Raw genomic sequence first — 13,084 nt, 5'->3', positions numbered from 1 at the left:
ATAAATCCCACAATCTCAAAAAAGGCACCAGTAGGTGCCGTTTCTGTTTTGCGTCTGATGTGATCACAGCCTTTTGAGGGCAACTCTTCTCTTGAATTGCCTGCTTGCATTGAAGTTAGGCGCAACGCTGAGTGCGCGGGATCTACCGTCTTCGCGAGCCTGCTCGCGACGACGTCACCAGCCGTCGCGCTGCTATCAGGACAATGCCGCCAATTGCTCGACCGTCTCCGGAAAGCGCTCGACCAGGCGGATCAGGGTAGTTGCCTGTGCATTCGGCTGGGCTCGGCCCTGTTCCCAGTTTTCCAGGGTGCGGGTGTTGGTGCGCAGGTACATGGCAAACACCGGACGGGACAGGTTCAGTTGCTGACGTACAGCCACCACTTCTTCTGCCGTGATGGGGGCAAGCTTGGCCAGCTTTACTTTGTGGGTGCGCAGTGTGATTTTGCCTTGGCGCTCATCGGCCAAGGCGTCGAAGCCCTCTACCAGCTCGGAAAAGATCTCACGTTTCATCGTTTATTCTCGCGTTGATTTCTCGATGCAGCATTTGTTTGAGCAGTTGTTTCTGGGATGACGTCAGATCGTCCTGCTCGTTTTTGCCATACAAGGTAAACAGCCAGAATTGGTTGAAGCCGGACCACCAGTAATAAATCACTCTCAACCCGCCACGCTTGCCCTTTTTTCGTCGTTGATCGATAACACGAATCTTGCGCAGACCTCCGGTGCCTTCAATGACATCCCCAGCTTCCGGGTTTTTCAGCAGCTCCTGTTGAAACAGCCCGAACAGGTCATCGTCCAGGTAGTCGCTACGGTGTTTTGCAAATACGGGTAATTCGATAAAGAGAGCATCCATGTTCTGTACGTTACCTGCGTATATTTCTATCACAAGAATCGGATTGGTCAAAGCATCTGTTCCGGCCAATTCGGTCAAGTCATTACGGTAAGTTGCGTATCGCGAAAAGGATGTAGGACGCGGCGGATTTGCCTGCGGGGCATTTCTGCATATGGGCGAGGAGGAGGGCGAGGTGTCTTGAATTTTTAGCCCAGACGCAAAAACGGCACCCATAGGTGCCGTTTCTGTTTGCTGCTTTTACTGCTAAACCATCAACCCGCCAACACTGCCTGCTGCACCAGTACCAGCAACGGTTGCGGGTACAGGCCGAGGAAGAACGCCAGGGCGGCGATGGCCAGCAGCATCACGCCGCCAGCCTTTTGTTCCCAGTGCAGTTGGGCGTCGTGGCGACGCAGGTTTGGCTCGATCAGGTACAGAGTCACCATCACGCGCAGGTAGTAGAAGACGCCGATGGCGCTGCCCAACACCAGCGAACCGACCAGCCACCATTGGTGCGACTCGACGCCGGTGGCGATGATGTAGAACTTGCCGATGAAGCCAGCGGTCAGCGGGATACCGGCCAGCGACAGCATCATCACGGTCAGCACGGCGGTCAGGTACGGACGGCGCCAGAACAGGCCGCGGTATTCGTACAGAGCGTCGGCGTCACGGCCGTTGTACGGCGAGGACATCAGCGTGATCACGCCGAACGCGCCGAGGCTGGTGATCACGTAGGTGACCAGGTACACGCCGATGGCTTCCACGGCCAGGCCTTTGCTCGCCACCAGGGCGATCAGCAGGTAACCGAAGTGGGCGATGGACGAGTAACCGAGCAGACGCTTGAGGTTGCTTTGGGTCAGTGCCAGCAGGTTACCGAACAGGATCGACGCGATGGCGATGACGGTCAGTACGTCGCTGAGGACACCGCTGCTTGCCGCCGGCGAGATCTGGAACAACCGCACCATCACCGCAAACACCGCCACTTTGGAAGCGGTCGCGAGGAACGCTGCAACCGGCGCCGGAGCACCTTCGTAAACGTCCGGGGTCCAGAGGTGGAACGGTACCAGCGACAGCTTGAACGCCAGACCGATCAACATCATGCCCAGGCCCATTTGCGCCAGCGAGCTTGGCAGGCCAGTGGCCGCGAGGGCTTGACCGATACCGACGAAGCTCAGGCTGCCGGAGTCGGCGTAGAGCAGGGCCATACCGAACAACAGGAACGCAGAACCGGCGGCCGACAGCACCATGTACTTGATGCCGGCTTCCAGCGAACGCTTGTTGAAGAAGGCATACGCCACCAGACCGTAGACCGGCACCGACAACAGTTCCAGACCGATGAACAACCCGGCCAAGTGTTGCGCGCTAACCAACACCAGACCGCCAAGGGCCGACATCAGGATCAGCAGGTAAAGTTCTTCACGGTTGCCCGGGTAACCCGAACCGCCATCGCCGAGGTAGGCGTGGGCGAGGGTGACACACGCGAGGGTGGCGACCAGGATCAGCGCCATATAAAGACAAGCGAAGCTATCGATTTGCAGCAACGGGGTCACGGCCAGGGGCGCGACTTTCAAGGCTGGCAGGATCGACAGCAATGCCAGGTTCAAACCCGCCACGGAAATCAGGAAGGTCTGCGAGTGGTTGCGACGCCACGCGATGGCCAGCATCACCACGATGATCGTGGCGGTGGTGATCAACAACGGCGCGAGCGCGATAAAGTGTTGAGTCGTGAATTCCATAGCGCTCTTACCGGGCCGAAGCGAGTTGAGTGAAGGCGGTACCGAGCCACTGCTGCACGCCATGCATCGTCGCGGCAGAAGTGTCGAGGAACGGCTGCGGGTACACGCCGATGTAGATCAGCAGTACCGCCAGACCGACCACCATGATCAGTTCGCGAGCATCCATGCCATGCAACACCGCATCCGACTTCGACGGGCCGAAGTAGGCGCGGTGAATCATGATCAGCGAGTAGACCGAACCGAACACCAGGCCGGACGTTGCAATCGCGGTGATCCATGGCGCTGCGGCGAAGGTGCCGAGCAGGATCAGGAACTCACCGACAAAGTTACCAGTGCCCGGCAAGCCCAAGGACGCGGCCGCGAAGAACAGGCTGATGGCCGGCAGGTAAGCGATCTTCGACCACAAGCCACCCATCTGACGCATGTCGCGGGTGTGGGTGCGCTCGTACAACTGACCGCTGAGGATAAACAGTGCGGCGGCGGAAACACCGTGCGCCAGCATCTGCATCACCGCGCCCTGCAGCGCCAGTTGGCTGCCGGAGTAGATGCCGATCAGTACGAAACCCATGTGGGAAACGGACGAGAAGGCGATCAGACGCTTGATGTCGGTTTGTGCGAATGCGAGGAACGCGCCGTAGAAAATCCCGATCAGACCGAGGGTCATGGCGATCGGCGCAAACTCGGCCGAGGCATTCGGAAACAGCGGCAGGGCAAAACGCAGCAGGCCGTAGGCAGCGGTTTTCAGCAAGATACCGGCGAGGTCGACCGAACCAGCGGTTGGCGCCTGGGCGTGAGCATCAGGCAACCAGGAGTGGAACGGCACGACCGGCAGCTTCACCGCGAACGCGATAAAGAAGCCGAGCATCAGGATGTACTCGGTAGTGAGCGACATCTTGGTTTTCAGCAGGTCGGCGTAGTTGAAGGTGATCACGCCGGTGCTGTTGAAGTTGACCAGCACCAGACCGAGGATCGCCACCAACATGATCAGGCCGGAGGCCTGGGTGAAGATGAAGAACTTGGTCGCCGCGTAGATCCGGGTTTTCTTGCCGTCCGAAGAACTGTGACCCCAGAGCGCGATGAGGAAGTACATCGGCACCAGCATCATTTCCCAGAAGAAGAAGAACATGAACAGGTCGAGGGCGAGGAACACGCCGACGACACCGCCCAGGATCCACATCAGGTTCAAGTGGAAGAAACCGACGTGACGCTGGATCTCTTTCCACGAGCAGAGTACCGAGAGGATACCCAGCAGACCGGTCAGCAGGATCATCAGCAGCGACAGGCCATCCAGCGCCAGGTGCACGCTGATGCCGAAGCGCTGGATCCAGATGTGCTTGAACTCAAGCGCCCAGGTCGGATCGGCGCCAGGCGCCGGAGCAAATGAATAATCACCGTGGGCCCACAGCCAGAGGCCGAGTGCGAGTTCCAGGGTCATGGTCAACAGCGCAATCCAGCGCGGGAGGGTAGCGCCGAAGCGCTCACCCATCCAGCACAGCAGGCCGCCGATGAAGGGGATCAGGATTAGCCAAGGCAGAATCATGACGGGCTCAATTCCTTTCGCAAGTTCGCAAGGTTCATATTCAGACCGCTACCAGCACGATGGCGCCGATGACCAGCACGGAGCCGGCTGCCATCGATGCCGCGTACCAGCGCAGTTGACCGGTTTCGGTACGGCTGAGGGCGGTGTGACCACCCTTGGCCATCCGTGGGATCAAACCGATGGTCTGATCGAGCGGGTCTTTGCGCAGTACGTGGCTGATCGCAAGGTATGGCTTGACGAACAGTTTGTCGTAGATCCAGTCGAAGCCCCAGGCAGCGAACCACCAGGCCGAGAGGAAGCGGCCGATGCCGCTGTTGGCGATTGCAGTGACGAAACGACGCTTGCCGAGGAACAGCAGCGCGGCCAGCAGGATACCCGCCAGAGCGATAGCGCCCGAAGCGATTTCCAGACTGTGCTTGGCTTCGCCGCCGGCATGCCCGACGCTTTGCGGCAACACGCCGTGCAGCGGTGGCACGATCATCGCGCCGACGAAAGTCGACAGTACGATCAGCACCGACAGTGGCAGCCAGTGGGCGATGCCATGACCGGCGTGCGCTTCGGTCTTCGCTTCACCGTGGAACGCGATGAAGATCAGGCGGAAGGTGTACAGCGAAGTCATGAACGCGCCGACCAGACCTGCATAAAGCAGAGCGTGGTTGCCGCTGGCGAACGCTTCCCAGAGGATTTCGTCCTTGGAGTAGAAGCCTGCAGTCACCAGTGGCAGGGCCGACAGAGCCGCGCCGCCGACGATGAAGCTGGCGTAGGCCAGTGGCAGTTTCTTCCACAGGCCGCCCATCTTGAAGATGTTCTGCTCGTGGTGGCAGGCAACGATCACCGCACCGGAGGCAAGGAACAGCAGCGCCTTGAAGAATGCGTGAGTCATCAAGTGGAAAATCGCGCCATCCCAGGCACCGACGCCCAGCGCCAGGAACATGTAGCCGATCTGGCTCATGGTCGAGTAGGCGAGGATACGTTTGATGTCGGTTTGCACCAGTGCGGCAAAACCGGCCAGCACCAGGGTCACGCCGCCAACGATGCCGACGAGGTGCAGGATATCCGGCGCCAACGCAAACAGACCGTGGGTACGGGCGATCAGGTAAACGCCGGCGGTCACCATGGTTGCGGCGTGGATCAGTGCCGAAACCGGGGTAGGACCGGCCATCGCATCCGCCAGCCAGGTTTGCAGCGGCAGTTGCGCGGATTTACCAACAGCGCCACCCAGCAGCATCAGCGTCGCCAGGACAATCCAGAAGTCACCGACCTGGAATTTCTGCGGCGCCAGCACCAGCAGTTCCTGGACGTTCAGCGTGCCCAGTTGCTGGAACAGAATGAACAGGCCGATGGCCATGAACACGTCGCCGATGCGGGTGACGATAAAGGCTTTGAGTGCGGCGTTACCGTTGTTGCGGTTGCTGTAGTAGAAACCGATCAACAGGTACGAGCACAGGCCCACGCCTTCCCAGCCGAAGTACAGGAACAACAGGTTATCGCCGAGGATCAGGAACAGCATGCTGGCGATAAACAGGTTGGTGTACGCGAAGAAGCGCGAGTAACCGTCTTCACCGCGCATGTACCAGGACGCGAACAGGTGGATCAGGAAGCCGACACCGACCACCACGCCAAGCATGGTCACCGACAGGCCATCCAGGTACAGCGCGAAGTTCGGCGTAAAGCCTTCAACCGCCATCCACTGCCACAACACCTGGGTGTAGTGACCGCCTTCTGGCGGGGCGACGTTGAATTGCCAGATCACGTAAGCGGTGACGATGGCAGACAGGCCGATGGAACCGACGCCAATCAGCGCCGAGAGGTTTTCCGAGAAGCGGCCGCGTGAGAACGACAGCAGCAGGAAACCGATGAGAGGGAATACGAAAGTCAGATAGAGAAGATTCATCCGCGCATCTCGCTGGCAGCGTCGATATCGAGAGTGTGGAAGCGGCGGTACAGCTGCAACAGAATCGCCAGGCCAATACTGGCCTCGGCGGCCGCGAGGCTGATCACCAGGATGAACATGATCTGTCCATCCGGCTGACCCCAACGGGCACCGGCAACGATGAACGCCAACGCGGAGGCATTCATCATCACCTCCAGGCTCATCAGCACGAAAAGAATGTTGCGCCGGACCATCAGGCCGACCAGACCGAGGCAGAACAGGATGCCGGCGACCGCCAGACCATGCTCCAGAGGGATAGCAGGCATCGTCATTGCTCCTTGGCTTCGTTACGGCCCAAGTGGAACGCCGTGACCGCTGCGGCAAGCAGCAACATCGAGGCGAGTTCGACCACCAGCAGGTACGGACCGAACAGGCTGATGCCCACGGCTTTCGCGTCTACGGTGGTGTGGCCGATGGCCTGACCGCTGGCATCGCTGAACAATACGTACAGCAGTTCCGCCAGCAGCAGCGCGCCGAGCACTACCGGGCCGATCCAGATGCCGGGCTTGAGCCACACGCGTTCCTGCTGAACCGAGGCCGGGCCAAGGTTCAGCATCATCACCACGAACACGAACAGCACCATGATGGCGCCAGCGTAGGCGATCACTTCCAGCACACCGGCAAACGGTGCGCCGAGGGCGAAAAACGTCATCGCCACGGCAATCAGCGAAATGATCAGGTAGAGCAGGGCGTGCACAGGGTTGGTGTTGGTGATCACGCGAAGCGTGGACACCACAGCGATACCCGATGCGAAATAGAAAGCGAATTCCATCTTTCTTCCTTAAGGCAGCAAGCTCTTCACGTTGATCGGTTCGGCTTCATTCTGCGCGGCGCCTTTCGGCTTCCCGGCAATCGCCATACCTGCAACACGATAGAAGTTGTAATCAGGGTTTTTGCCGGGGCCGGAGATCAGCAGATCTTCTTTCTCGTAAACCAGGTCCTGACGTTTGAACTCGGCCATCTCGAAATCCGGTGTCAGCTGGATCGCGGTGGTCGGGCAGGCTTCCTCGCAGAGGCCGCAAAAGATGCAGCGCGAGAAGTTGATGCGGAAGAAGTCCGGGTACCAGCGACCGTCTTCGGTTTCGGCTTTCTGCAGCGAAATGCAACCGACCGGGCAAGCCACGGCGCACAGGTTGCAGGCTACACAACGCTCTTCGCCATCCGGGTCGCGGGTCAGGACGATCCGGCCACGGTAGCGCGGCGGCAGGTAGACCTGCTCTTCCGGGTACTGCAGCGTGTCGCGCTTGCGGAAGGCATGGCCGAAGATCATCACCAGGCTGCGAAGCTGGGTGAAGAAGCCATGCACGATGTCAAATATGTACTTCATGATTCTCTATCCTCACTGAGCCGCGACGGCGGGCGTGTTGAGCAACACGATCGCAGCGGTCACCAGCATGTTGACGAGGGTCAGCGGCAGGCAGAACTTCCAGCTAAAATCCATCACTTGGTCATACCGTGGGCGCGGAATCGAGGCGCGCAACAGAATGAAGATCATGATGAAGAACGCGGTCTTGAGCGCGAACCAGATGAACGGGATCTGCGGCAGAATGCCGAACGGGCCGTGCCAGCCACCGAAGAACAAGGTCACCAGCAACGCCGAAATCAACACGATGCCGATGTACTCGCCAACGAAGAACATGCCCCATTTCATGCCGGCATATTCAATGTGGTAACCGTCGGCCAGTTCCTGTTCCGCTTCCGGCTGGTCGAACGGGTGACGGTGAGTCACGGCGACGCCAGCGATGAAGAAGGTCAGGAACCCGAAGATCTGCGGAATGATGAACCACAGGTTCTGCGCTTGGTATTCAACGATGTCGCGCATGTTGAACGAGCCGACCTGAATCACGATGCCCATCAGCGACAGGCCCATGAACACTTCGTACGACACGGTTTGTGCCGAGGCCCGCAAGCTGCCCAGCAGGGCGAACTTGTTGTTGCTCGACCAACCGGCGAACAACACCGCGTACACCGAAAGACCGGCCATGGCGAAGAAGAACAGGATGCCGATGTTGATGTCCGCGACGCCCCAGGTCGGGGTGATCGGGATGATCGCGAAGGCAATCAGCAGAGCGCTCATGGCGACTACCGGTGCCAGGGTGAAGATCATCTTGTCGGCGAACGGCGGCGTCCAGTCTTCCTTGAAGAACATCTTGATCATGTCGGCAGCGATCTGGAACGCGCCGAACGGGCCGACGCGGTTCGGACCGTAGCGATCCTGCCAGAGGGCGAGCAGACGACGCTCGACCCAGCTCAGCAGCGCGCCGCACACCACCACGGCGAGCAGAATCACGATGGCCTTGAGGACCGCGATGATCACGTCAATCACTTCAGGCGTGAACCAGGTCATTGAGCTGCCTCCTGCAGACCGTCAACGGTTTTGCCAAAGATCGCCGCTGGAATGCCGGCGATACCTGCCGGCAAGGCCACCAGGCCGGCACCGAGTTCTTCGTTGATGCGCAGCGGCAGACGCAGGGTCTGGCCGGCAACATTGAAGCTGAGCAGGGCGCCGTCATTGACGCCAAGACGATCGGCTTCGGATTTGGCCAAAGCGACGTAAGGCGCCGGAATGCGTTCCTGAACCGGTGCGGCTTTTGCCGAGGTCTCTTCACTGCCGAGCAGGTGGAAGAACGGCACCACTTGCCAAGTTCCCGGCGCCGGGTTGAACGCGCGCGTCGCACTGGCGAACCAGTTCAGCGAATCACCGGTGCTTTCGATCAGGCGGGTGCCCGGGTCGCCAGCGCGGATGTGACCACCGACTTCGTCCTGGAACTTGTTCCAGGCTTGCGGCGAGTTCCAGCCCGGCGACCAGGCGAATGGCACTTGCTGACGCGGTTCGGCCGAGCCCGAGTAACCTTCCATCGAGAAGTTGAACGCGGTGTCGTTGTCCTGCGGAGTACGTGGTTCGTGCACGCTGATGTCAGCGCGCATGGCGGTACGCCCGGAGTAACGCAGCGGTTCGCGCGCCAGTTTCATGCCTTTGATGCGGAACGCGGCGGACGGAGCGGCATCGACGATGCGCGCCAGTTGTGGCCGGCTCGCCGCGACGGCTGCGGTGACGTGGTCCAGTTGGGTCCAGTCGATTGGCTGGTCCAGCAGGGTCGCGCGCAGGGCATGCAGCCAGCGCCAGCCTTCGTGCACCAGAATGCTCGCGTCCATGTATTTCGGATCGAAGACCTGGAAGAAGCGCTGCGCGCGACCTTCCTGGCTGACCAGCGTACCGTCACCTTCCGCGAAGCTTGCGGCTGGCAGAACCAGGTGCGCGCGATCACTGGTGGCGGTCTTCTGATGGTCGGCGACGATCAACACTTTCGCGGCGTTCAGGGCGGCATCGACCAGGGCTTTGTCAGTGCGGGTGTACAGGTCGTTTTCGAGCACGACGAGGGCGTCGGCGCGGCCATCGATCACTGCTTGCAGCGCGTCGTCGACCGAGTCGCCACCGAGCATGGCCAGACCGAGGCTGTTGGCCTCTGGCACGATCAGGCTGATGGAACCGTTCTTGTCGCGCAGCTTCAAGGCTTTGGCGATGTTCGCCGCGGCTTCGATCAGCGCTTTCGAACCCAGCGAAGTACCGGCAATGATCAGCGGACGCTTGGCCGCGAGCAGGGCGTCGGCAATGCGCTGGGCCAGGTCAAGGGCTTCAGTGTCCAGGCCTTCAACCGCTGGCGCGCTGGCGTCGAGGGCGTGAGCCACGGCGAAACCGATGCGAGCGAGGTCGTCCGGCGCGGCGTGTACGCATTCTTCGGCGATGTCGTCGAGCTTGGTTTCAGCGAGGCTGGCGATGAACAGCGGGTTCAGCTCGTGCTGGCCGATGTTTTTCACCGCAGCGTCGAGCCACGGCTGGACGCGCATCGCATCGGCCATGTCTTCAGCCTTGCCCTTGACCGATTGGCGCAAGGACAACGCCATGCGCGCAGCGGTCTGGGTCAGGTCTTCGCCGAGGACGAAGATCGCGTCGTGGTCTTCGATTTCGCGCATGTTCGGAACCGGCAGCGGGCTGTCGTTCAGGACTTGCAGGACCAGGCGAATGCGTTCCAGCTCGGCGGCTTCGATGCCGGAGTAAAAGTGCTCGGCGCCGACCAGTTCGCGCAACGCATAGTTGCTTTCGAGGCTGGCGCGCGGCGAGCCGATACCGACGATGTTGCGACCGCGCAGCAGGTCAGCCGCTTTATCCAGCGCTTCGTCGAGGCTCAGCTTGGCGCCGTTGGCCAGCAGTGGCTGACGCGGGCGGTCTTCGCGGTTGACGTAGCCGTAGCCGAAACGGCCACGGTCGCACAGGAAGTACTGGTTGACCGAACCGTTGAAGCGGTTTTCGATCCGACGCAGTTCACCGTAGCGCTCGCCCGGCGAGATGTTGCAACCGCTGGAGCAGCCATGGCAGATGCTCGGCGAGAACTGCATGTCCCACTTGCGGTTGTAACGCTCGGAGTGAGTCTTGTCGGTGAACACACCGGTCGGGCAGACCTCGGTGAGGTTGCCGGAGAACTCACTTTCGAGGGTGCCGTCTTCAACGCGACCGAAGTACACGTTGTCGTGGGCGCCGAATACACCGAGGTCAGTGCCGCCGGCGTAATCCTTATAGAAACGCACGCAGCGGTAGCAAGCGATGCAGCGGTTCATTTCGTGGGAAATGAACGGGCCCAGTTGCTGGTTCTGGTGAGTGCGCTTGGTGAAGCGGTAACGGCGCTCGTTGTGGCCGGTCATTACCGTCATGTCTTGCAGGTGGCAGTGACCGCCTTCTTCACAGACCGGGCAGTCGTGAGGGTGGTTGGTCATCAGCCATTCGACGACGCTGGCGCGAAACACTTTCGCTTCTTCGTCTTCGATGGAGATCCAGCTGCCGTCAGTGGCGGGTGTCATGCAGGACATGACGATCCGACCACGGGTGTCGTTGGCGTCGGTGTACTGCTTGACCGCGCATTGGCGGCAAGCGCCAACGCTGCCGAGGGCTGGGTGCCAGCAGAAATAAGGGATATCGAGGCCTAGCGACAGACATGCCTGTAACAGGTTGTCTGCCCCATCGACTTCGAGCTCTTTGCCGTCTACGTGGATAGTGGCCATGGTTCAAAGGTCTTCGTTGGCCCGGTGTCAGCGGGCGTGGCTAATGGAATCTTGTTATTCGAGTGAATCAACACAGCCGCTTGCGGCGTCATCACACGAGAAAACGAAGGGCACGGACCCTTCGTTTTTTTAAGCGTTTACGCGCCGACTACGATCGGCCTTGCCAGAGGCGGGACGGCGGCGCTGGTGGGCGCGATGCCGGCTTCGAACTCTGAACGGAAGTATTTGATTGCGCTGCCCAACGGCTCCACGGCGCCCGGTGCGTGAGCACAGAAGGTCTTGCCCGGGCCGAGGAAACCGACCAGACCCAGCAGGGTCTCGATATCGCCGGCCTGTCCTTCACCGTTTTCGATTGCGCGCAGCAGCTTGACGCTCCACGGCAAGCCGTCACGGCACGGGGTGCAGAAACCGCAGGATTCACGGGAGAAGAACTCTTCCATGTTGCGCAGCAAGGACACCATGTTGACGCTGTCGTCGACCGCCATGGCCAGGCCGGTACCCATGCGGGTGCCCACTTTGGCGATGCCGCCGGCGTACATTTGCGCGTCGAGGTGTTCCGGCAACAGGAAACCGGTACCGGCGCCGCCAGGCTGCCAGCACTTGAGCTTGAAGCCGTCGCGCATGCCGCCGGCGTAGTCTTCGAACAACTCGCGACCGGTGACGCCGAATGGCAATTCCCACAGGCCCGGGTTCATGACCTTGCCGGAGAAGCCCATGAGCTTGGTGCCCATGTCTTCACTGCCTTCACGCGCCAACGATTTGTACCAGTCGACGCCGTCGGCAATGATCGCCGGCACGTTGCACAGGGTTTCAACGTTGTTCACGCAAGTCGGCTTGCCCCACACGCCGACGGCGGCAGGGAAGGGCGGCTTGGAACGCGGGTTGGCGCGGCGGCCTTCGAGGGAGTTGATCAGCGCGGTTTCTTCACCGCAGATGTAACGCCCGGCGCCGGTGTGGACGAACAGTTCAAAATCGAAGCCGCTGCCCAGGATGTTCTTGCCCAGCAGGCCGGCTGCCTTGGCTTCTTCCACGGCACGGTTAAGGTGCTTGGCGGCGGTGGTGTATTCGCCACGCAGGAAGATGTAGCCACGGTAGGTTTTCAGCGCGCGGGCACTGATCAGCATGCCTTCGATCAGCAGATGGGGCAGTTGCTCCATCAGCATGCGGTCTTTCCAGGTGTTCGGCTCCATTTCATCCGCGTTGCACAGCAGGTAGCGGATGTTGATGGATTCGTCTTTGGGCATCAGGCCCCACTTCACGCCAGTGGGGAAGCCTGCGCCGCCGCGACCCTTGAGGCCGGCGTCTTTCACGGTCTGGACGATGTCGTCCTGGGCCATGTCGGCGAAGGCTTTGCGCGCAGCGGCGTAACCGTTCTTGGCCTGGTATTCGTCGAGCCACACGGCCTCGCCGTCGTCGCGCAGACGCCAGGTCAGCGGGTGAGTCTCGGCCGAACGCTTGATGCGGTTGGCAGGACCGAAGGAAGTCAGGGTCATACGTAGCCCTCGAGCAATTGGGCGACGCCAGCAGGCTGCACGTCACCGAATGTGTCGTCGTCGATCATCAACGCCGGCGCCTTGTCGCAGTTGCCGAGGCAGCAGACCGGCAGCAGGGTGAAACGACCGTCGGCGGTGGTCTGACCCAGGCCGATCCCCAGATTGCTCTGGATTTCGCTGACCACCGACTCGTGGCCGCCGATGTAGCAGACCATGCTGTCGCAGACGCGAATGATGTGGCGGCCGACCGGCTGACGGAAGATCTGGCTATAGAACGTCGCCACGCCTTCAACGTCGCTGGCCGGGATGCCGAGGATCTCGCCGATCGCGTACAGGGCGCCATCCGGCACCCAGCCGCGTTCCTTCTGGACGATCTTCAGGGCTTCGATCGACGCCGCGCGCGGGTCTTCGTAGTGATGCAGCTCGTGCTCGATGGCCGAGCGCTCGGTTTCACTCAAAGTGAAACGGTCTGTCTGGATAAGCGTGCTGTTCATG

General features: G+C 60.6%; 12 protein-coding genes. All 12 read right to left on the bottom strand.

From position 1 onward, the window contains the following. Positions 1–195: 195 nt before the first annotated feature. Positions 196–510 (bottom strand): DNA-binding transcriptional regulator, encoded by a 315-nt coding sequence (locus BI292_RS15410; protein ID WP_101208363.1) that lies wholly within the window; start codon positions 508–510, stop codon positions 196–198. After that, the gene (locus BI292_RS15405) at positions 500–850 is read right to left on the bottom strand and encodes a toxin (protein WP_101208373.1); all 351 of its coding nucleotides are present in this window, start codon (positions 848–850) and stop codon (positions 500–502) included. The genes BI292_RS15410 and BI292_RS15405 overlap by 11 nt, the downstream gene beginning before the upstream one ends. A gap of 251 nt (positions 851–1,101) precedes the next feature. Next, positions 1,102–2,565 carry an NADH-quinone oxidoreductase subunit NuoN gene (gene nuoN / locus BI292_RS15400; protein ID WP_092270106.1) on the bottom strand — a complete coding sequence of 488 codons (1,464 nt, stop codon included), beginning with the start codon at positions 2,563–2,565 and terminating at the stop codon, positions 1,102–1,104. Between the two features lie 7 nt (positions 2,566–2,572). Further along, positions 2,573–4,105, bottom strand: a complete 1,533-nt coding sequence (nuoM, locus tag BI292_RS15395; protein ID WP_101208362.1) for an NADH-quinone oxidoreductase subunit M — start codon at positions 4,103–4,105, stop codon at positions 2,573–2,575. A 40-nt stretch (positions 4,106–4,145) separates the two neighbouring features. Further along, entirely contained in the window at positions 4,146–5,999 is a 1,854-nt protein-coding gene (nuoL, locus tag BI292_RS15390; protein WP_092270100.1) for an NADH-quinone oxidoreductase subunit L, read from the bottom strand. Then, positions 5,996–6,304 carry an NADH-quinone oxidoreductase subunit NuoK gene (gene nuoK / locus BI292_RS15385; protein WP_003223790.1) on the bottom strand — a complete coding sequence of 103 codons (309 nt, stop codon included), beginning with the start codon at positions 6,302–6,304 and terminating at the stop codon, positions 5,996–5,998. The genes nuoL and nuoK overlap by 4 nt, the downstream gene beginning before the upstream one ends. Before the next feature lie 2 nt (positions 6,305–6,306). Beyond that, complete coding sequence (gene nuoJ / locus BI292_RS15380; protein WP_092270096.1) at positions 6,307–6,810, bottom strand: NADH-quinone oxidoreductase subunit J; 504 nt, start codon at positions 6,808–6,810, stop codon at positions 6,307–6,309. 9 nt (positions 6,811–6,819) lie between these two features. Then, entirely contained in the window at positions 6,820–7,365 is a 546-nt protein-coding gene (gene nuoI, locus BI292_RS15375; RefSeq protein ID WP_178076584.1) for an NADH-quinone oxidoreductase subunit NuoI, read from the bottom strand. A 12-nt stretch (positions 7,366–7,377) separates the two neighbouring features. Further along, entirely contained in the window at positions 7,378–8,385 is a 1,008-nt protein-coding gene (gene nuoH / locus BI292_RS15370; protein ID WP_028623953.1) for an NADH-quinone oxidoreductase subunit NuoH, read from the bottom strand. Next, entirely contained in the window at positions 8,382–11,096 is a 2,715-nt protein-coding gene (gene nuoG, locus BI292_RS15365; protein ID WP_101208361.1) for an NADH-quinone oxidoreductase subunit NuoG, read from the bottom strand. Before nuoG ends, nuoH begins: the two co-directional genes overlap by 4 nt. 137 nt (positions 11,097–11,233) lie before the next feature. Continuing rightward, the gene (nuoF, locus tag BI292_RS15360; protein WP_101208360.1) at positions 11,234–12,589 is read right to left on the bottom strand and encodes an NADH-quinone oxidoreductase subunit NuoF; all 1,356 of its coding nucleotides are present in this window, start codon (positions 12,587–12,589) and stop codon (positions 11,234–11,236) included. Continuing rightward, entirely contained in the window at positions 12,586–13,083 is a 498-nt protein-coding gene (nuoE, locus tag BI292_RS15355) for an NADH-quinone oxidoreductase subunit NuoE (protein WP_092270083.1), read from the bottom strand. Before nuoE ends, nuoF begins: the two co-directional genes overlap by 4 nt. Position 13,084 lies beyond the last annotated feature (1 nt).

This window comes from Pseudomonas sp. 43NM1 (genome assembly GCF_002836905.1).
In the GTDB taxonomy this organism is placed as follows: domain Bacteria; phylum Pseudomonadota; class Gammaproteobacteria; order Pseudomonadales; family Pseudomonadaceae; genus Aquipseudomonas; species Aquipseudomonas prosekii.
Note: the sequence above shows the minus strand (reverse complement) of the source record. Positions and strands in the feature narration are given on the sequence as shown.

Coding starts and splice junctions, on each gene's coding strand:
- BI292_RS15410 (WP_101208363.1), bottom strand. CDS start 510: ATGAAACGTGAGATCTTTTCCGAGCTGGTAGAGGGCTTCGACGCCTTG.
- BI292_RS15405 (WP_101208373.1), bottom strand. CDS start 850: ATGGATGCTCTCTTTATCGAATTACCCGTATTTGCAAAACACCGTAGC.
- nuoN (WP_092270106.1), bottom strand. CDS start 2,565: ATGGAATTCACGACTCAACACTTTATCGCGCTCGCGCCGTTGTTGATC.
- nuoM (WP_101208362.1), bottom strand. CDS start 4,105: ATGATTCTGCCTTGGCTAATCCTGATCCCCTTCATCGGCGGCCTGCTG.
- nuoL (WP_092270100.1), bottom strand. CDS start 5,999: ATGAATCTTCTCTATCTGACTTTCGTATTCCCTCTCATCGGTTTCCTG.
- nuoK (WP_003223790.1), bottom strand. CDS start 6,304: ATGCCTGCTATCCCTCTGGAGCATGGTCTGGCGGTCGCCGGCATCCTG.
- nuoJ (WP_092270096.1), bottom strand. CDS start 6,810: ATGGAATTCGCTTTCTATTTCGCATCGGGTATCGCTGTGGTGTCCACG.
- nuoI (WP_178076584.1), bottom strand. CDS start 7,365: ATGAAGTACATATTTGACATCGTGCATGGCTTCTTCACCCAGCTTCGC.
- nuoH (WP_028623953.1), bottom strand. CDS start 8,385: ATGACCTGGTTCACGCCTGAAGTGATTGACGTGATCATCGCGGTCCTC.
- nuoG (WP_101208361.1), bottom strand. CDS start 11,096: ATGGCCACTATCCACGTAGACGGCAAAGAGCTCGAAGTCGATGGGGCA.
- nuoF (WP_101208360.1), bottom strand. CDS start 12,589: ATGACCCTGACTTCCTTCGGTCCTGCCAACCGCATCAAGCGTTCGGCC.
- nuoE (WP_092270083.1), bottom strand. CDS start 13,083: ATGAACAGCACGCTTATCCAGACAGACCGTTTCACTTTGAGTGAAACC.